General features: G+C 47.3%; 16 protein-coding genes. 5 read left to right on the top strand and 11 right to left on the bottom strand.

What is annotated here, in order from left to right; all coding sequences use genetic code 11:
• Window positions 1–46: 46 nt before the first annotated feature.
• Window positions 47–556, bottom strand: a complete 510-nt coding sequence (locus BEL04_RS01840) for a DinB family protein (protein ID WP_065999575.1) — start codon at window positions 554–556, stop codon at window positions 47–49.
• A 51-nt stretch (window positions 557–607) separates the two neighbouring features.
• Between BEL04_RS01840 and BEL04_RS01835 the strand changes: the two genes are divergently transcribed.
• Window positions 608–922, top strand: a complete 315-nt coding sequence (locus tag BEL04_RS01835; RefSeq protein WP_065999572.1) for a hypothetical protein — start codon at window positions 608–610, stop codon at window positions 920–922.
• A 9-nt stretch (window positions 923–931) separates the two neighbouring features.
• Here the strand turns inward: BEL04_RS01835 and BEL04_RS01830 are convergent, their stop codons facing one another.
• Both BEL04_RS01830 and BEL04_RS01825 read right to left on the bottom strand, forming a co-directional pair.
• Window positions 932–2,272 carry a PAS domain S-box protein gene (locus BEL04_RS01830; protein ID WP_065999570.1) on the bottom strand — a complete coding sequence of 447 codons (1,341 nt, stop codon included), beginning with the start codon at window positions 2,270–2,272 and terminating at the stop codon, window positions 932–934.
• Between the two features lie 89 nt (window positions 2,273–2,361).
• A complete protein-coding gene (locus BEL04_RS01825; RefSeq protein ID WP_065999568.1) occupies window positions 2,362–2,586 on the bottom strand; it encodes a DUF1456 family protein in 225 nt (74 codons plus the stop codon).
• 111 nt (window positions 2,587–2,697) lie between these two features.
• Here BEL04_RS01825 and BEL04_RS01820 point away from each other — a divergent pair, with 111 nt between their 5' ends.
• A complete protein-coding gene (locus BEL04_RS01820; protein WP_065999565.1) occupies window positions 2,698–3,996 on the top strand; it encodes a DEAD/DEAH box helicase in 1,299 nt (432 codons plus the stop codon).
• Between the two features lie 101 nt (window positions 3,997–4,097).
• On the top strand, window positions 4,098–4,331 hold the full coding sequence (locus BEL04_RS01815) for a hypothetical protein (protein ID WP_065999563.1): 234 nt from the start codon (window positions 4,098–4,100) through the stop codon (window positions 4,329–4,331).
• Window positions 4,332–4,348: 17 nt separating this feature from the next.
• On the opposite strand, the gene BEL04_RS01810 is transcribed toward BEL04_RS01815, so the two are convergent.
• The 8 genes from BEL04_RS01810 to BEL04_RS01770 all read right to left on the bottom strand — a co-directional run bounded on the left by BEL04_RS01810 (window position 4,349) and on the right by BEL04_RS01770 (window position 15,018).
• On the bottom strand, window positions 4,349–4,729 hold the full coding sequence (locus BEL04_RS01810) for a response regulator (protein ID WP_065999561.1): 381 nt from the start codon (window positions 4,727–4,729) through the stop codon (window positions 4,349–4,351).
• A gap of 197 nt (window positions 4,730–4,926) precedes the next feature.
• Window positions 4,927–6,972: a polysaccharide lyase family 8 super-sandwich domain-containing protein gene (locus BEL04_RS01805; protein WP_065999559.1), complete on the bottom strand. Its 2,046-nt coding sequence runs from the start codon at window positions 6,970–6,972 to the stop codon at window positions 4,927–4,929.
• Between the two features lie 749 nt (window positions 6,973–7,721).
• Window positions 7,722–9,029 carry a bile acid:sodium symporter family protein gene (locus tag BEL04_RS01795; RefSeq protein ID WP_065999556.1) on the bottom strand — a complete coding sequence of 436 codons (1,308 nt, stop codon included), beginning with the start codon at window positions 9,027–9,029 and terminating at the stop codon, window positions 7,722–7,724.
• A complete protein-coding gene (locus BEL04_RS01790) occupies window positions 9,026–9,688 on the bottom strand; it encodes an aspartate/glutamate racemase family protein (RefSeq protein ID WP_065999549.1) in 663 nt (220 codons plus the stop codon). The genes BEL04_RS01795 and BEL04_RS01790 overlap by 4 nt, the downstream gene beginning before the upstream one ends.
• Window positions 9,685–11,076 carry a four-carbon acid sugar kinase family protein gene (locus BEL04_RS01785; protein WP_065999548.1) on the bottom strand — a complete coding sequence of 464 codons (1,392 nt, stop codon included), beginning with the start codon at window positions 11,074–11,076 and terminating at the stop codon, window positions 9,685–9,687. Before BEL04_RS01785 ends, BEL04_RS01790 begins: the two co-directional genes overlap by 4 nt.
• Window positions 11,076–12,317: a ribulose-bisphosphate carboxylase large subunit family protein gene (locus tag BEL04_RS01780; protein ID WP_065999547.1), complete on the bottom strand. Its 1,242-nt coding sequence runs from the start codon at window positions 12,315–12,317 to the stop codon at window positions 11,076–11,078. The genes BEL04_RS01785 and BEL04_RS01780 overlap by 1 nt, the downstream gene beginning before the upstream one ends.
• Before the next feature lie 319 nt (window positions 12,318–12,636).
• Complete coding sequence (locus BEL04_RS01775) at window positions 12,637–14,292, bottom strand: polysaccharide lyase (protein ID WP_065999545.1); 1,656 nt, start codon at window positions 14,290–14,292, stop codon at window positions 12,637–12,639.
• Between the two features lie 27 nt (window positions 14,293–14,319).
• On the bottom strand, window positions 14,320–15,018 hold the full coding sequence (locus tag BEL04_RS01770; protein ID WP_065999538.1) for a DUF3826 domain-containing protein: 699 nt from the start codon (window positions 15,016–15,018) through the stop codon (window positions 14,320–14,322).
• A 181-nt stretch (window positions 15,019–15,199) separates the two neighbouring features.
• Here BEL04_RS01770 and BEL04_RS01765 point away from each other — a divergent pair, with 181 nt between their 5' ends.
• Together BEL04_RS01765 and BEL04_RS01760 are read left to right on the top strand one after the other, a co-directional pair.
• Window positions 15,200–16,648: a sialate O-acetylesterase gene (locus BEL04_RS01765; protein ID WP_065999536.1), complete on the top strand. Its 1,449-nt coding sequence runs from the start codon at window positions 15,200–15,202 to the stop codon at window positions 16,646–16,648.
• 16 nt (window positions 16,649–16,664) lie between these two features.
• Window positions 16,665–18,971, top strand: a complete 2,307-nt coding sequence (locus BEL04_RS01760) for a DUF5703 domain-containing protein (RefSeq protein ID WP_254659510.1) — start codon at window positions 16,665–16,667, stop codon at window positions 18,969–18,971.
• The last annotated feature ends 254 nt before the right edge of the window (window positions 18,972–19,225 follow it).

Genomic DNA, 19,225 nt, shown 5'->3' with positions numbered 1-19,225 from the left:
TTCGGATATCGGATGTTCGATTTCGGATTTATTGAATGGGTACGAATTATCCGTTTGACAGCACCTTCACCGTAACCAGCAGTTGCCCTGCATGGCGCATCACGTGCTCGGCGGCATGGAATAACAAACCGATCACGGTAGTAGGTATCTGCGCGCGACCCAATCCGCGAAAGTCGGTCAGGGTATTTGGATCAGTGCGTTTCAATTGCCCGATGGCTTCGTTTACCTGTTTACCAAAAGCGGCTACCATTTTTTGTGTAATGTCATCATCCAGGTAGGGCTTTCCTTCCGAGCGCAGGTAATTCAGTTGTTCATCATTCAGCGTTTCGGCGCGGGCGTAGGTAAATAAACGATCCAGCACGCCGCGCATATGTTCCAGGTGAAATGCCGGCGAAGCCATATTGGCCGGGCTTTCCCACAGCAACCTGTCGGGGAAACCCCGCATCAATTGCTCGGTTTCTTCGTGTGCCTGCAACAAAGCATGTGCAACAGGTTGTAAAAGCGCAGGTACGTCATCAACAGGGCCGCGCTGCCATACTTCGGGTTTATTTGCCATCGTAAGAACAAAAGTAAAGCATCTGTTGTTGAAACTCAAAAACCGTCAAGCATGTCATTTGATCAATACCACGAACCCGCCAACGAACTATCCGAAGAAACACGCACCTTTGCACGCATGATCGTATCTCTTACCGAAGAAGCCGAAGCCATCAACTGGTACGAGCAGCGCATTTCCGTCGAAAAAAACAAACAAGCCAAAGCCATTATGCAGAACGCTCAGCACGAAGAGTTTAAACACTTCGGCATGGATCTGGAATTTTTACTGCGCCAGAAACCGGTGTGGCGCAAAACGCTGCGGGCCATCCTGTTTAAGACAGGCGATATTGTTGAGTTGGGCGAAAAGGGTGAGGAAGAATCGGAATAAACTATAACATCACCCTTTAGCCTCATCATCATGTGTATTTTGGATAATACGTTTGATGATCTCGTCTAACTCCTCAGTTAGTGTTTTTAAATGCCCGAGGATAGTGATGTTCAATTCGTCTTTAATCGATTCTTCGTTCATCAGTTGCATCACACCCAAAATGCTGGCAACAGGTTTACGCAGCTCGTGTGAGTTGATCTGCGCTATTTGTTTAAGTTTTTCATTCTGCTCGATGATGCGCAACTCGCGTTCCTTTAGCAGGGTAATATCGGTTGTATTGCAGATGTAGCCGTTTATGGCCGGATCATCGAGACAATTGGTGGCTACCGTTTGCAACCAGCGCCAGTTGCCCCCGGCATCCTGATAACGGTGCCCCAATACATCTATTTTTTGGTTTGTGAGGATATCCTCAAAAGCTTTATCGATGATATGTACGTCATCCGGGTGTACAAAATCGTAGGGCGTTTTACCAATATAATCCTCAGGCTGCTTACCTAAAGTTGTTTTGACAGAAGGGCTTATGTAGGTATATACACCATCTTTTGATATAATGGCTATCAGGTCTGAACCGCTTTGCACCAGCGACTCCAACCTGCGTTCGTGCATTACCGCAGCGTTCTGCTGCTTTTTTAACTCGGTTATATCGCGGGCAACCGAAAAAATGATCTGATCGCTTTCGGACCATACGGCCGACCATGCAATGTACCGCACTTCGCCGCTTTTATGGATAAAACGGTTCTCAAAATTGGTTAACGATTCGCCTTCTTTGATCTTTTCGGTGGCAGCCATGCTCATTGCACGGTCGTCGGGATGTATATAGTTAAGGTAATTATTACCCAAAAGTTCATCGGGTTTGTACCCCCACATTTTTTGCACAGCATTGTTAAGCCGGATGTAGTTACCATCGGCATCCATGCTGCAAATCACATCCAATGATGAATCGAATATCTTTTGATAATCGTTCAAAAAAGTATTGAGCTTCTCCTCCCGCGCTTTCAGGTTTTTGATGTTACGACCCGAAAAATACAGCATATCCTGATCGGGTAGCTTAATGGCCGACCAGGCCATCCACTCAGATTTGCCCGAATTTGTCAGGTAGCGTATTTCTATATCTGTGCGTGCGTTTAAAGCCACTATCTTGTTCATCCAGCTGAAAGCGCCCTGTTTATCATCGGCGTGCACAAAATCGAGGAAGTTTTTTGATGTCGATTCGAATTTCGAGATGCTCACCCCGTCGCAAAAAGCCTGGTTAGCAACCATAATATTCCCGTTTTCATCTGCCAGACAGTTGAAATTTTTTGAAACATTAAATAGATAATCGGTTAAATTAAAGTCACTTACGTTGATCATTGCATATTGACCAGGTTTATAAACGGCTACGACTAATGATATCTAAATATACTATTTAGCTAACAATTACTATACATACGCATCAAACATTACTGAGGTTTGGGGCCGCGTTTGTAAATTACCAGCCCGTTTAAAAAATTGCGCAGTATCTGGTCGCCGCAAGGCTTAAAGTTCGGGTGATCTTCGTTCCTAAAAATGGCGCTTAGCTCTGTTTTGGTGGTCTTGAAATTGGCAAGCGCCAATATTTCAATAATATCATCGTCGCGCAGCGAAAGCGCCACGCGCAGCTTTTTCATTATATCGTTGTTACTCATAAGGCTATAAATTGTGTAAGATGCAAAATTAGTTGTTTTATTATATGCCCTGCTTAACTAATTATTAACATGGCCTGGGCAAGCACCTGTTAAAACCGTAACTTTGCGGCAATGTGGCCCGAAAAATTAAAATTGACCAAACAACTGCAGCGTTCGGTTACCGATGCCGGCTTTCTAAGTCCGAAAGAGATACAGGCTAAAACTTTATCGCGCATTGTGGGCGGACAGGATGTAATAGCCATTGGCCCCGAAGGCTGCGGCAAAACTACTACCTATGTTTTGGGCGTATTGGCGCGTTTAAAATATGGCTTTGAAGAAGCCCCGCGCGCGCTGATTTTAGCTCCCGATAAAGAACATGCAGAGGCTATAGCCGCACAATTTGAGCTGTTGAATAAAAACGACACCATCCGCATCGTTCAGCTTTACAATACACCCGGCACTGAGGCGCAAATGAACGCTTTGGCCGATGGCGCAGATATTGTGATCGCCACCCCCGACAGGGCGCGGGCCATCTATCTGAAACTCGGATTGAATCTCAACAAGATCATGATGTTCATCGTGGACGATGCCGACCTGATCGTAAAACAAGGGCTGCAGTTACCTGTGAATGAGTTGGCCAACAGCATTATCAAATGCCAGCGACTGGTGTTTACCGAAGTAATGCACGGCAAATTGGAGCACATGATCGAGCCTTTTACACAGCAGGCTGCCATTGTAGAGGTTGAAGGCGATGCCGAAGAAAGTATCGAAGTTTATCCGCAGCTGCTGTATCACTTGCCTAATTTTCGCACCAAACAAAACCTGCTCAGCATGCTTTTGCGCGATGCCGGGCCTGAAGAAAAAACCGTAGTTTTTGTGAACACACGCCTCACGGCCGAAAAGGTATTCAACAACCTGTTTCAATCTGTCAAAGCAAAAACGGCTGTACTGAACCCAATATTTTTTGAGACCAGGGGCTTTCAGCATATCGAGGATTTTAAGGACCAGGATCAGATCAAGACACTCATTATTGCCGATGAGCAGCAAGGCGACCTGGATATGTTCAGGATAGATACCCTGATCCATTTTGAACTGCCTGCAGAAAAGGAAATCTTTATCCAACGCATTATACAGCCTGCTACGGTAAGCGACCGGCTCTACATCAACTTCAGCACCGATATCGAGCTCACACAGGTAAGAAAGATCGAAAATGCCACTGGCCGCAAAATGGAACTTCTTGAGCTTCCGCCCGATCTGCCTATCGCTAAAGAACATAAAGACGAGCCGGTAAAAAAACAGGCTAATCATAAAAAAGTTGAAGAACCCGGGCGCGGAGCCGCTTTTCATGAGAAAAAGGAAAGCAATAAAAAGGATTTTAACTACAGCGCCAGCACTAAGGCGAAAATGAACAAAAAGAAGAAACACGGATAGCTTGATTTCGGATTTCGGATGTTCAATTTCGAATTTATTTTGAATTCCTCATCTCGAAAAGACCAATAAACCAATGGCAAATCGACTAATGAACTAAAAAAATGCAAGAACCATTCGACATAGAGATAGGCCCTGTTACCTACTCTGTTTTCCCGGAAGGAAATGACACCTACACTATTTTTAAAGAAGGCGAAGAATACGTAACCATACAAAAAGATACCGAAGAGCAGTGGCTGAAGCTCGACCCAGAAACCGATTTGCCTTTGTTTGGCGCCGATGAAGAGATCAATACCATAGGCCGGGAGATCATTATTTACGAAGCCGAGAATCCCTGATCAATGATCTGTTCGGGTTAGTAGGGCTGCATCTCTGCAGCATCTAACAATTCGTTTACCAGTTTCACCATTTCGTCGAGTCCGAAAGGTTTTGCCAGGAATGCATCCGAACGGTAACTGCCCAGCGACAGGATAACTTTCGAATAAGCCGATACGATAACGACGGGGATGTGAGCCGTTTCAGGATGTACCTTGATCTCGTGGCAGGTCTCCCCTCCGTTTACACCGTCCAAAATATAATCGATCATGATCAGGTTGGGTTTGTACCCGGCAATAACGTCAAAGATGTTATATGTATTTCCCAAAATCTTAACCTCAAAACCCTCGTATACCAATGCTTCCTGCATTACATTCAGCACTTCGGCATCGTTATCGATGATCAGCAATCGTTTCGACATATTGTTTTATTGTTTTAGGTAAACCTGGTTAATGAGCCAACAGGCTATAAAAAATATCAGTTAATTTATATAATAAACCAAAGGTTTAAAATATTGCAATTAATGACATTTGTCATCTTTTAACAAAAAAACATTGTCCGATGTTTTACCTTTATACAAAACAAGTAATAGTGTTTAACTTACAGATTAAGCTTAGGTTACTTCTGTAGCATTAACGCAACCCTGGCAGGCGATCCGGCCATATCCCCTGTAGGTAAAGTTACATGAATGGTCTGTTTACTAAGTGCAAGATCGATACTTTGCAGCTTCTGCGTCGGGTCGGATATCCAGATGTTATTATCCCGGCCAAGCATCATTATACAAGGCGCACTTGCTTTCAGTAGTGTATTGTTGCCTAAATTCAGGCCTCCGGCCTCGTAAAATACAGCCATTATCTGTTTATTTACTTTGATGGCTTGTTGCTGAGGGGTATTGGCCAGTACGGTTACCTGTAAATTAGCAAGTAATTTCCTCGTGTCCGCAAGGCTTATATCTGGTTTAACGACGTAGAAATAATGATCGCTCTGTTTGTGTTCAATCCAGATTGATAATATCCGACCGTCAACCGGCACATTGCCCGAGCCCTTATCCACATCGCCCCAGTTGCCATGCACGTTATGTATGGTCATCTTAACGGGCGTGTTCCTTTCGGGGAAAAGATAGGCCGTGCCATCGTGCCAGATCAACTCCTGCATATTATTAGGCTTTTGCGTATAGGTGTTTTTTAGACCGTTTGCATTCACCTGGTTTACCGTAGTCACCACATTAGCCTGGTCGGCCGAACTGATGCCTGCACCCAGGGCCACCATCATCCCATCCACAAAAAAGTAGCTTTTGTTAGCTTTTACACCCAGGCGATTATAAGCCATGGCGCTAACACCGCTCTTACCATCGCTTACCTGTCCAACAAAACCAGATGTATTTATAGTCGACCACGTTTCTTTAGCCACTGGATCTACGGTCGTATCGCAGGTGACTCCTGGCAGCATCCGCCAGTTCCATATCGGTTCGATGTTGTGGTACTCCTTACCGCTATGTTGTATCAATGTTGCGCCGTCATTCAAAAACGAGCCGCGCAGGTTGTCCCCGTTTATCGATTCGAGCCTCTTCACTCCCGCGCCATGCATTTTTACACTCATCATATATTGATCTTTCGCCAGTTGCACCATATAGGCACTGCGCCAAAAGCTCTGGTTACCGTTCAACTCGCATGCTTTCGAATGATCAAAGCCATCCATGGCATATTTACAAGGGTCGGCCTTATCGAAAGACTTCAGCAAATTAAAATCAACCTGTAAACACTCTCCTCGCTTGGTATCACAATCATCCCTGAACTGCCGCCCAAGAGCCGTCAGATCCATGCCGCGTTTAAATACCGTCCAACGCAAACCTTTGCTGCAATAATCAAACAGCATCTGTTGTTTTTCGGGTGCGAAAGCCATCGGTGTATTCGCGGTAATGGTCATCCAGAAAAGCAGGCTGTTCACAAAGTGCAGCCCGTAATTACCGAACTGCAACATCACGCCATGCTGTTGAAATGAATAGTCGGGCTGTATACCTTCCTTTGCCGAAACGCTGATCACTTGCTGCATCGCTTTCATGCTTTCGCCAAAAGCTGTCATATCCTGGTGTATCAGCGCCAGCCGTGCCTGGTTATCCAGTTGCCATATCAGATTTTGCCCTGTCGGGTTTTTCAACGGCACACGTTTGGCCAGCACATCGTTCAGGTAAGCCAGTTCATCGGCGCTGGCATCTTTATCCAGCATGATCATCAGGCTCGAAAACGTAAACGGCGTATTGATCTGATTCTGCCACCAGTTGGTGCATTGTATATCGTTTTTTATCCAGAAACGGGCCGCCCGGTGTATTGCTTCCAAATAGGTCGCGTCATGGTTTTTATGATAAGCACGTGCAATCATCAGCACCCTGTACAGGTGGTTGGCCGGCATCCATGCCGCCGGCTGCTTCGAAGCATAGTCAATATCCTTCCAGTTCCCCTCCGGGGTCAGCGACTTAAAATATCCGGCACCGTCTGTAGTGTATTTTACCTCATCGGTCAGCAAATAGCTTTGCTCGGTAGCATAAGGCGTATCCGACAGCAGCAACTCACGGCAGTGATCATAAACAGGTTTAAGGCTGGCCGGCTGGCAATAAGCCGATGTTGCGAAAGGTAACAGCAACAGCAGCAGAACAACTTTCTTCATTACGCAATTTTAGCGAAGTTGTTTATGGGTTAACTAAGCTAATTTGGCTAATAATATGCCCATATATGCAATCATAGTGCATTATCGCTGAATTTTCATCGATCATTGAATCATTAAGTCGTTGATCATTAAAAAGCAGGGTGGTGTTTGTCGGTATTTTGAGTTTAGTATCAAATCAAGTCGCAAGTATCAAGTATTTGATTTTTCTCTTGTCTTACTACTTGATACTTTCAACACACATGGGTATTTATGGGTATTTCAAAAAAAGAAGTCAAGCTGTCCCGATAGCCATGGGGATTGTTTCAGCACCTCTCAGGACAAACCCGCTTGCAAGTCATTTTTGAATTTTTAATTTTAACTTTTGACTTTTGACTTTTAATCAGGGCGTTGCCTGCGGCCGGGCTATTCCTGCCCGTCCGGCAGGCGGGCACTCATACGGCTGCAGGCATTAGCCACAAGGCCGGTATCCCTGCCTGCCGGCAGGCAGGCGTTGCTATCCCTAACGCATTTTTAGTCCGGAGCCTTGAGCCCGAAGCCCTGAGTCATTTCTTCCCAACTCAAGACCCATTAAAACCAGGGGGGAAATTGTAGGAAATATTTCGACTGGGCAATTATTCAATCATTCAAAAATCAATCCTTCAATCGTTAACCAGGGGGGGGGAATTGTAAGAGATTCTTGCAACATTTCAGCTTCCTGCTTCCTGCTCAATCCTACAATATACGCATTTTAACGTATATAATCAAGCAATTCACCCGATGTCGGTTTCCTCACCGCTATCAACTGCCGTACCTTCCTGCGGCCTTTTCCGCCAGTAATTAGCCAGTATCGACCCCGAAATATTCATCCACGGACTAAACACCGCCGGTGCCAAACCCACCGTAGCCAGTTTACCCATGCTGCCTGCTAAACCCGATGCCATGCCGCCGTTTTGCAGGCCGACCTCAAAGGCAACAGTCCGTGCGGAGTTTTTATCCAACCCGAATATCCGGCTCAGCCAATAACCGAAAAAGTACCCCGCACCGTTATGAATGACCGATGCGATAAACAGCAAAAAGCCCACATGAAGCAGATTATCGCGCCCGGCAGCGGTGGTAACTGTAGTAAAGTAAACTATCCCGAACATCGACAGATATGGGATACGCTTATCGATGTTCTTGTTTTGAATATATAATTGATGATAAACCGTACCGACGATAAAAGCCCCGGTGAAAAAATTGAATAATTGTACCGATTGCATGGCAGTATCAGGTAGCTGGCCCGTCATCCAACTCCAAACACCCAATACCTGGGCAATTAGCAAAAACGTACAAAGCAATGCGATAAGGTTAACATTGCGTTTAGATTTAACGTCCGCTCTTTTTAAATAATCATGCAATAATGCCGCGCCAATCGGTACGATCACGATCTTGATGATCTCCATCATCATATTCACAAATTTCACCTCGATCAGTGTCCCCGCAAGTAAACGCATCAACAGGGGCGTTAAAAAAGGCGCGGCTAAGGTTGCCATGGCCGTTACGGTTACCGATAGCACCAGGTTGGCACGCGCCAGGTACACCATCACATTCGAGGCCAAGCCGCTCGAGCACGAACCGATCAAAATAATACCCGCCGCAATCTCAGCTTCAAAATGGAATATTCGCGTCAACATAAAACCCATCAGCGGCATCACCGAAAAATGGCAAAGCAAACCGATCAAAACACCTTTACCCGTATTAGCCAATCCCGAAAAATCGTGCAGGCTCATCTGTATCCCCATCCCGAACATTACCATCTGCACAATAACAAGGATAAGCCATCTATTGCGCAGGTCGATGCTCCCCCATTTTAAAAACGCATTGGGGTAAGCCAAAGCCACAACCACCGCAACGATGATCCAGGCGGTATATTGGTAACTGGCCAATGCAGGTATCGCGCCAATACCTATCGCCAGGCTTAGGGCCATACAAACCACAGCAGGCAACCGGATGGCATCATTCGCCATCAACAAACCGGCAAGCAAAGCTACCAGTGCCAGCGCGCTTACACCCAAACAGAACCGTTGCAGCGCTTTCATTTCAACACCGAAGCAATATATTTTATGGCATTTGGCGGACTGGCAACTATCGGTACAATTTTATCGGCAGCATCCAGTGTATCAACCACCCGCGCCATCGAAGCCTGTGCCAGCAGGACCACATCCACTTTTTTCGATAGTTCGCGTAAAGCATTTCCCACCAACAGATCGTGCTTAGCTGCATCGCCACCCATCAACGCCTCAAAAGCGCCATCAACCACTATTGCCTCCAATTCAATTTCTTTACCGGCAGCCGCAGCGCTGCGTTTCACCAGTTCGCTGGTTGGTTGCAAGGTGGTTTGCAAAGTGGCGATAACGCCGATGCGTTTCCCGGTTTGCACCGCCATATCGGCCATCGGCTGGTCAACCCGCAGCACAGGTACATTGGCCTTCTTGGCCGCCGCCTCAATTGGCGCACCTATGGATGAGCAGGTAACCAAAATATAATCAGCCCCAGCGTCCTGCGCCGAGAGCACGTAATCTTCTACCCGTTTAAATATTTCGGGCGTAACCTCTCCACGCTCTCGGATGTTACGTACAATACTGTCATCAACAATATTAAACGTAGCAACTCCCGGCAAATGCTGCTTGCATAACTCCTGGAAAACCGGTATCAGCGTAGCCGATGTATGGATCAATCCTAATGTTTTTGGTTTCATATCTTTCCTTGTAATACCTGATCAAAATAAGTTTCGGCCCCAACTTGCCCGCCTTTAAAAACCACTTCCAGGCCGTTAACAGCGCCTTGTCCGTAGGCTTTGCATAAAGGTGCGCCCGGCGTTAAAGGCGCTATCATTTCTACTGCTTCTATACCCATAGCACGGGCAACATAGCCCGATGTATCGCCCCCGGCGATAATCACGCGCTGCAAGGCGTTTTTTTCAGCCACTCCTAAAACAGTCAAGCCTAAAGCAGTACCGTATAATTGCGCAGTTTTAGCTTTGATATCGTTTTGCGTTAAGCCTTGTTTTGCAAAATGCTCGTATGTTTTGGCAAAGCGCACATCATCCGTTCCTAAACTGGTATGTATAATTACCGGTATCCCGCGCTGCATCAGTTCGGCAATTAGTTGAACGTACACCGCTACCGAACTTTTCAGATCAGCAGAATTAGCCATAGCTACCGTATCCAGTTCGACTTCGGCAAAATCGTGTTCTGCAGCGTATTCAATTTGCTTAGCCGTTACCGGCGAACAGCTCCCCGATACCACCAGCATGGTTTTTGCCTTTCCCGGCGAAGGCCATTCTGTTTTTGGTTGCGCAATGCCTTGCTGTTCCCAAAGAGCACCCAAAGCCATTTCTATGCCCGACGAACCTATCGAAAATAAAGGTTTATCGCTTGTTGCGTAAGCATCTGTTACTTGCGCAATAACCGGCAGATGTGTCTCTTCCAAAGCATCAAAAAACACAATCTCTTTACCGTTGTTGAGTTCATTCTGCAATTTCGCTTTCGCGGATTCGATACCTTGTGTGATATCCAGAACATCAACCAACCCGATGATTTTATCCGTTTGCTTAGCCAGGTGCAGGCGCAGATCGCTCTCATCGGCAGGTGTAACCGGGTGCTTGCTCATGCTCGGGTGCCGGTCAAGCCGGAAGATATCACCGGTACTCCCAATCCCCATACGGGCAAACAAATTACCGAAAGTACAATACCGGCCCAGTGCAGGTGCGGCCACTAAAACCGGGATAAATGGCGCTCCAAATGCTTCAGCGCCCACATCCGCAGCTTTACCTATGCTGCCAATTTGTGGTGAAGAATCGAACGTAGAGCAAACTTTATAATGTACATGCACTGCGCCAAGTGCCTTTAAGCTTTTGAACGCAGGTTTTAATATTTTTTCCATTTCAGCCGGCGGCATAGCACGCGTCATACCTGCAATGCCTATGGCCTGCAAACCCGGATAGTTTTCTATCTGTTGCTGGGTTGGCGGTTCAATAAAGAGCAAGGTTTTAACCCCGGCCCGGTTTAAAAACTCCAGCGCGTCTGTCGACCCGGTAAAATCGTCGCCATAATAAGCCAGTAAAAATTGAGGTTTATTCTCCATCAGACCTTACCAAATTTTTCAACTGATTTACCAAACTCCGGGTAATAAGCGGCGGCCTGTTCGAGCGACATGCCCTTAACCGCGCCTTCCCAGGCTTGCTGCAAGGCCCTTACCCCCCCGCCCGGCCCGTCGGGATGCGCCATAATGCCGCCGCCTGCCATATAAAGCAGGTCGGTAGTTTGGGTACGATGCCAGGTTTCGAAAGCCTGCCCGCCCCACTGGCCTGACGACACCACCGGCAATACCGTATGCCCGAACAAAGGTTTCAAACACGCTTCTATCGATCGCACTACCGAATCATCGCTCTCCCAAAATTTATTCTGAATACCGTTAACATGCATCTGGTCAACCCCCGCCAAACGCCATATTTTTTGATACGCCGGAAATTCAATTCCCAGCAATGGGTGCCTGTTCAGCATTCCCCAGCCGTTACGGTGCCCGTGTATCACCAGCTCACCCTGGTCGCATATTTTCTTCACCCCGCTCAAGCCAACGCTGTTGATGCTCACCATCGCACAGGTGCCGCCGGCTTTAATGATATACTCATACCGGCGCAGCATACTGTCCACCTCATCACTCAGGTTAAAAGCGTACATCACCTTCTTCCCGGTTTTATCGGCATGGACATTGATCACCGCCATGATCGCGTCCACCCTGTCCTCAAATTTCGAGTTCGCCGCGCTCGACATCAGCTCATCATCCTTCACAAAATCTATCCCTGCCTCGGCTAAGGTTTTCACCAATGCTGCCGTATCCTGCGGCGTCATCCCGATGCTCGGCTTAATAATGGTACCTATCAGCGGCCGACCTTCAACTCCTGTACTTTTCCTACAGCCTTCAATACCGAAACGTGTCCCTTTAAAATGTTCACGGTACGATGCCGGTAATTCAATATCCATCAGCTTCAAGCCGGTAAATTGGGTAATCTCGTACAAATTACCCTGTAAAGTCGACACCAGCACCGGCAGGTTATAACCAAAATTCTCTACCGACCAGGATACCTCCACATTTGCACGACGATATAATCCATCCTTAGATGTAGCGCCGGGTATCGCCGGCTGGTTCACGGTTTCCAGTTCTTCTATTCGCTCTACCCTCGCAGCAAAGCGCTGCTTCAGCTCTTCCGTCTCGCCCGGCACAGCCACAAACGTCCCCGACGATTGCTCGCCCGCCAATACCTGTGCCGCCTCCTCAACCGGGTAAGGCGTTTCGATATAATATTTAGCAGTTATTCTTTCCACTCTGGTCTTATTATTAATTTTCAATTCCCCTCTTGAGGTGGGGTATCATATTCACGGGTCTTTTTAATTCCCTCCCTGGGGAGGGGTGAGCTGGGTAGTGATGTGGCAGGGAGGGGTTTCTCCGTTATGCTCTACGCTAAAACCCCTCCCTACACCCTCCCCAAGGAGGGAATCGCACTTATCCCACACTTTTAAACACTGTCCTTTAATAAGTTATACTTTTAGAAAATCACTACCCAACCCATCAATAAACCTTTTTATAAATCAAATCCAGCCCCAAAGTATCAGGACTGGATTCTTTATTAGCTAAGTTAAGTTATCATTTCGCTCCCGGCACCACTTTGCTTATCGGCACAATGCTGTTCAGGTAAATCTCGATATTGGTATAACCACCACCGTTTTTAGGGAAAGCATAAGCATCCTTGGCATCATGCGGGTTTAAACCGTGTTTAATCTCATACTCATCGGGCATACCGTCGCCATCGCTGTCTTTATAAGGCGTACCTTTATACTCCGGGTAACCGCCAACCTGCTTAATATCGGTAATGATCCCTTGTTTATACGATTCATCGCCCAGGCGGTGTTTCAAATACTCGCTGCCTTTGCTGCTCGCGGTATTATCCACATAAACTATCTTACCGGTTTTCACTACACCAATGATGCGGGTATCAACCGGGTCGCGTTTGGGTAAAAAAGCACCCACATTTTCCAATACATAATTGTAAGCTTCCTGCGCAGGGATAATGGTCACTTTCGGCATCGGGAACGGCGTGGTCGATTTGATGCTGTCAGTATATCTTCCGGCATCCGGCATCTCGGCAATCTGTATACCGCCATCCCAGTTGTTTTTGGTTACCTTCTCGTTACCGTCGATAATGTTGCCATCGGCATAAACCCGGCCGAACAAACCTTTTTCCTGCGGCGAGCGGCCCGATTCCGGTTTCAGTATCCTATGACCGATCGGTTTATCCAGCGGGGTTATCGGCCCTGGTTTATAATAGTTGTTAATGAAATTAAATAACGATTTATTGTCGCCACCGTCTGCGCTGCGGTTCCACCAGTTAAAAATCACATTATCCACAAAGTTAAAATCACCATCCATACCTACCGACGGGTTACGGCTGATGCAATTTGCCCACAGGTTACGGGTAAACATGCTGTTGTGCCCGCCAATGGTGCTGCCAAACGCGTGGTTATACGTATCCAGCGATTCGGCCGAGATCGAGTTTTGGATAGTGATGTTCACAGTCGGCAATTTCAAGCCTTTGCCGTCATTTTTACGGTCGTACACATGGCGGTACATCGACATCGTTTCATCCAATCCCCAGCTTGCCGATACATGGTCGATCATGATATTACCGATCGGGTTACCGCCAAAAGCGTCGTCCCTGCGGGCAACATTGGTTTCACCTCTGCGGAAACGCATAAAACGAACGATCACATCGTGCGTATCTATCCAAACCGATTCCCCTGCGATACAGATACCATCGCCCGGCGCGGTCTGCCCTTCAATCGTAACATAAGGTGCACGGATACTCACCGGATCAGTGAGGTGAATAATCCCTGCAACGTTAAATACGATCACACGTGCACCGCCCTCTTCACATGCAGCACGGAAACTGCCCGGCCCATGATCGTTCAGATTAGTCACCACGATCACGCGCCCGCCACGGCCACCTGCCGTATACATACCACCACCTTCAGCACCCGGAAATGCCGGGATCTTTGCATGAGGCAGGTCTTCGGGCTTTGCCGCCCAGGGTACATAAGGCCTGCCCTCTTTTTCTTCTTTCTCGATGATCGGCAACGCTTTTGCCCAGGCCTCGTCCGAGCGTTTTTGCGCTTCCTTCAAAGCCGAATCGGCTACTGCCTGCACTTTCGGCGGTATGCGCGGGTATTGTGCTTCTGCTTTGTTAAAGCTGAGTGTGCCTGCTACCAGGGCGGCAACGGCTAAAAAATATTTGGTATTGTTCATTATAATAAGATATCAGAATTTACGGGTTTATTGATCAGCTGGTGCAGCACCTTTTTTGGCTTTCTGCGCATCCGCATAAGCTTTATACATGGCATGCCAGTTGCGGCCACTATCGGTAAAGTAAGCTTCTATTTTGGTTTTATAAATTTTAAAGATGGTCGATATCTGGTCTACATTCTTATAGTCTATCGCCTGCTCACGCGCCAATTTTAAATTAGTTAAGATAAACGCTTCATCTTCTTTGGTCATATTCGGCACGATGGATTTATACCCATTCATGGTAAAGGCTACCTTACCGATGGTGTATTTATCCAGTACCAGTTCCACCTGGGCCTCGGTCAGGTCTTTGCGCAAACCGGCCATCAGGCTTTCATGTACCGATTTCGGGATGGTTGAATTGATGATCACCTGGCGTTCCAGTTTATTAAACACCTTGCCGGTGATAGGGTTCATGCCCTCGGGTACCAAAGTATAATCGTGGCTGTTGTGCCAATCGCGCACTGCCGTTAAATGCGCAGTAATTACCGCTGCTACACGCGCTTCCTTCGCGGCATCGTTCAGGTTAAGCGATGCCGCCCACTGCGCGGCTTTCACATCCGGGTCAGACTTCGATTTCGCAGGTGCAGCTTTTTCATCAACCGGCGGCGTTGCCGTTTGGGCAAAAGTACTTTTACATACTGCAGTAAGTACAAAACAGCAGGCTAAAACGGCACAGGCTTTTTTCATCGTTTTCAGGCTAAAAAATAATTGGTGATCAAATAAGTTATTCGATGATGTAAAGGTAGGCGTTATTACGCCAGCTGATTGGAATAGATTAGCAACTCATTGTACGATCTTATCTTATTTAAATCTATCATCCAAACTATCTAAAAAAGATAGTATACATTTGATATATAAACCTTCGATAATGAAAACATTACGCCTGCCCTTATGCCTTTGTGCTGTTTTATGCCCATTTTTTATTACTGCCAACGCGCAGGTAAAACCCGCCAATCTGTTTACCGATGGCATGGTATTACAGCAAAAAGCCACCGTACCCGTTTGGGGATGCGATAAGGCCGGCGCTAAGATCAGCATTGTTGGCTCCTGGGATAAAAAAGCGTACACCGGCACGGCCGATGCTTCAGGCAAATTCATCATCAAAATCAACACGCCTGCTTACGGCGGACCGTTTACCCTCACCATCAGCGATGGCAAACCGGTCGTTTTAAAAGATGTACTCATCGGCGAAGTCTGGATCTGCACCGGCCAATCCAATATGGAAATGCCCATGAAAGGTTTTAAAGGCCAGCCCATCATCGGCTCAAACGAGGCTATTGTTGCCTCGGCAAACAAGAACATCCACTTATTCACCGTTCCCCGCGGCTCAACAACCACACTGCAAACCGATATTAAACCCAGCCAATGGCTGGAAGCCTCACCCGAATCGGTATCCAATTTCAGCGCTACGGGCTATTACTTTGGCAGGCTCATCAACAAAATGCTCAATGTGCCTGTCGGCCTGATCAATTGCAGCTACAGTGGTTCGAGCATCCAAGCCTGGATGGATCCGGAAACTTTAAAAGCCTTCCCCGAAATTAAAGTACCCGCGCCAGCCGATAGTATTAAGGATAAAAGCCGCACAGCTACCACCCTATACAATGCCATGATCAGCGCCGTGTATGGCTACGGCATCAAAGGCGCCATATGGTACCAGGGCGAATCCAACTATACCGAACCCGCCCAATATCAAAAGCTGCTCGAAACCATGGTAGCCAAATGGCGCAGCGTTTGGGGCATCGGCGATTTTCCATTCTACTACTGCCAGATAGCACCTTACGATTATGCCCAACTGCCTCCCTACAACAAAGGCGGCAAATACAATTCGGCCTTTTTACGCGATGCCCAGCGCGTCGAAGCCGACAAGATACCCAACAGCGGCATGGCCGTACTGATGGATATTGGTCAGCAAGGCACCATCCACCCTTTTCATAAGGAAGAAGGCGGCACCCGCCTTGCCTACCTGGCTTTGGTTAAAACCTACGGCGTAAAAGGCTTTAGCGGCGTTAGCCCCTCGTACGAATCAATGACCGTAAAAGGCAGCGTAGCAAACATTAAATTTAAAGATTGCGTCAACGGACTGACATCTTACCTCAAAGAATTGACCACCTTCGAAGTATCCGGCGCCGATAAACATTTCTACCCGGCCAAAGCCATCATCAGCGGCAGCTCGGTAAACGTAAGCTCCGACCAGGTTAAAGAACCCGTTGCCGTACGTTATGCTTTCCGCGATTTTGTAGTAGGCGAACTGTTCGGTACCGATGGCCTGCCTGTTTCCTCATTCCGCACCGACGATTGGGATTATAATGTGCAGTAAAAAACTCAGATGGCTTTTGTTCGGACTGCTTGGCTTACAAGCATCCTCGCTACGCGCGCAAACCGGCGAGCTGGATAAATACAACATCGTTTGGAACAGCCAAAGTCATAACTCCGGCGAAAGCATGCCCTGTGGCGGCGGCGATGTCGGTTTGAATGTTTGGGTCGAGAACGGCGACCTGCTCATCTATCTCGCCCAAAGCGGTGCTTTCGACGAAAACAACACGCTGCTTAAGCTTGGCCGTGTTCGGGTAAAGCTATTCCCAAACCCCTTTGCGGGGAAAACCTTTAAGCAAGAATTGGTTTTGCGTGATGGCAACATCGTAATAACCGGCACGAATAATACCAAGATAACGGTTTGGGTTGACATATTTAACCCTACTGTCCACATCGAGATCAAAAGCGCTAAACTAATATCGGCCAAAGCCGCTTACGAAAGTTGGCGCTATCGCGACCGTATAATGAAAGGCCGCGAAAACAACCAAAGTTCCTGGAAATTCGGCGCGCCGCCCAATACGGTTACCTATGCCGATACCATTAGTTATCACGGTAAAAATAGCGTGCAGTTCTACCATCGCAACCGCGATTCCACCATTTTCGATGCCACGGTAAGGCAACAAGGCATACAGTCGGTAAAAGCCGGAATGTATAACCCGCTTAGTGAGCTAATTTCGGGTGGCGAACTATGCGGTGATGACAACATGGTTGTCGCACAAAAAACAAGCGATGGCATTTACAACGGCACCGATTACCGCTCATGGCAGATACAAAGTCGTAAACCCGGCACGGAATTTCACATCGATGCCTTCCTGTTGATCGCAAAAGCAAAAACAGTTGGCGATTGGCAGACTGCATTATTCCATAAACAACATGGCCCGTTATCACATGTGCCTTATGATAAAACAAAAGAGGCAAACATTACATATTGGCATCACTATTGGGATAAAAGTTTTATCTGCATCAATCCTGATGACGCCAACCCCGCCGACAGCGTTTGGCAAGCCGGGCGTAATTACCAGCTATTTCGCTACATGCTGGGCTGCAATGCTTACGGCAGCTCCCCTACCAAATTTAACGGCGGCCTGTTTACCTACGACCCTGTTTTTGTAAATAAAGATTATGCCTACACACCCGATTTTCGTAACTGGGGCGGCGGTTTGATGACGGCCCAAAACCAACGCCTGGTCTATTTCCCGATGCTTAAAAATGGCGACTGGGACATGATGAAACCCCAATTCGACTTCTATCTTAAATCCCTTCACAACGCCGAACTGCGCAGCCGTGTGTACTGGAACCACGCAGGTGCAAGTTTTACCGAACAGATCGAAAACTTCGGCCTGCCCAATTATGCCGAATACGGCACCAAACGCCCGGCCGGTTTTGACAAGGGCGTCGAGTACAACAACTGGCTCGAATACGAGTGGGATACCGTTTTCCAGTTTTGTTTGATGATGTTGGATGTGGAACGCTATACCGGCAAAGACATTAGCCATTATATTCCCCTGATCGAAAGCTGCCTGACTTTTTACGATGAGCATTACCAATACCTCGCCAAACAGCGTGGAGAATCTCCATTGGATGAGAACGGCAAACTAAAACTCTATCCCGGTTCTGCCGCCGAAACGTATAAAGTGACCAATAACTCAACCACTACCATTGCTGCGCTACAAGGTACACTAACACGCCTTTTAGCTTTGCCGGATCATTATCTCAGCAAAGAAAAAAAAGAGCATTGGACTCAAATGCTCACCCGCATCCCGCCTATAAGTTTCCGCGAGTTCGACGGGCACAAAACCATCGCCCCCGCTCAAAAATGGGAACGCATCAACAATACCGAACCTGCCGAACTATATGCTGTATTCCCCTGGCATCTGTACGGTGTCGGCAAACCCGATCTGCAAACCGCCATCAACACCTGGCAATATGATACCGATGCCATTAAATTCAGAAGCTTTATTGGTTGGAAACAGGATAACATCTTCGCTGCCGATATGGGCCTCACCAAAGAAGCCGCCGAACTGACCATTTTAAAAATGAAAGACTCCGGCCGCCGCTTCCCTGCCTTCTGGGGTCCGGGTTTCGATTGGGCGCCCGATCATAACTGGGGCGGCTCGGGCATGATCGGCCTGCAGGAAATGCTGCTGCAGACCGATAACAGAAAGATCTACCTCTTCCCGGCCTGGCCAAAAGATTGGGCTGTACATTTTAAACTTCATGCGCCCTACAACACTACCATCGAAGCTGTATTAAAAAACGGCAAAGTGCAATCGCTCAAAGTAACTCCGGTTGAAAGGATCAAAGATGTGATCAACCTGTTGAAATAATGCCGATGTAAATATACCCCATGTCATTTCGACGAATATGGGAGGGTTAAGCGTGCCGGAATGAGGAGAAATCTTTTGCGAAATTCATGAAATTTGCTAATAGCAGAAGATTTCTCAGTCACGCAGCCCTTCATCCCCCCTCGTTCCTTCGAAATGACAATTTTTTATATTCTTATTGAACTTTAATAAAAAAAGTCCCGGCTGTGAAACACAGCCGGGACGCCAATTATAAACCAATTAAAGTTTCTTTTTTA

It is taken from the genome of Mucilaginibacter sp. PPCGB 2223 (assembly GCF_001705515.1).
Lineage (GTDB): Bacteria > Bacteroidota > Bacteroidia > Sphingobacteriales > Sphingobacteriaceae > Mucilaginibacter.
Note: the sequence above shows the minus strand (reverse complement) of the source record. Positions and strands in the feature narration are given on the sequence as shown.

What these genes read in the sequence shown, in the direction of transcription:
- BEL04_RS01840 (WP_065999575.1), bottom strand. Translation starts at nt 556, where the DNA reads ATGGCAAATAAACCCGAAGTATGGCAGCGCGGCCCTGTTGATGACGTA.
- BEL04_RS01835 (WP_065999572.1), top strand. Translation starts at nt 608, where the DNA reads ATGTCATTTGATCAATACCACGAACCCGCCAACGAACTATCCGAAGAA.
- BEL04_RS01830 (WP_065999570.1), bottom strand. Translation starts at nt 2,272, where the DNA reads ATGATCAACGTAAGTGACTTTAATTTAACCGATTATCTATTTAATGTT.
- BEL04_RS01825 (WP_065999568.1), bottom strand. Translation starts at nt 2,586, where the DNA reads ATGAGTAACAACGATATAATGAAAAAGCTGCGCGTGGCGCTTTCGCTG.
- BEL04_RS01820 (WP_065999565.1), top strand. Translation starts at nt 2,698, where the DNA reads ATGTGGCCCGAAAAATTAAAATTGACCAAACAACTGCAGCGTTCGGTT.
- BEL04_RS01815 (WP_065999563.1), top strand. Translation starts at nt 4,098, where the DNA reads ATGCAAGAACCATTCGACATAGAGATAGGCCCTGTTACCTACTCTGTT.
- BEL04_RS01810 (WP_065999561.1), bottom strand. Translation starts at nt 4,729, where the DNA reads ATGTCGAAACGATTGCTGATCATCGATAACGATGCCGAAGTGCTGAAT.
- BEL04_RS01805 (WP_065999559.1), bottom strand. Translation starts at nt 6,972, where the DNA reads ATGAAGAAAGTTGTTCTGCTGCTGTTGCTGTTACCTTTCGCAACATCG.
- BEL04_RS01795 (WP_065999556.1), bottom strand. Translation starts at nt 9,029, where the DNA reads ATGAAAGCGCTGCAACGGTTCTGTTTGGGTGTAAGCGCGCTGGCACTG.
- BEL04_RS01790 (WP_065999549.1), bottom strand. Translation starts at nt 9,688, where the DNA reads ATGAAACCAAAAACATTAGGATTGATCCATACATCGGCTACGCTGATA.
- BEL04_RS01785 (WP_065999548.1), bottom strand. Translation starts at nt 11,076, where the DNA reads ATGGAGAATAAACCTCAATTTTTACTGGCTTATTATGGCGACGATTTT.
- BEL04_RS01775 (WP_065999545.1), bottom strand. Translation starts at nt 14,292, where the DNA reads ATGAACAATACCAAATATTTTTTAGCCGTTGCCGCCCTGGTAGCAGGC.
- BEL04_RS01770 (WP_065999538.1), bottom strand. Translation starts at nt 15,018, where the DNA reads ATGAAAAAAGCCTGTGCCGTTTTAGCCTGCTGTTTTGTACTTACTGCA.
- BEL04_RS01765 (WP_065999536.1), top strand. Translation starts at nt 15,200, where the DNA reads ATGAAAACATTACGCCTGCCCTTATGCCTTTGTGCTGTTTTATGCCCA.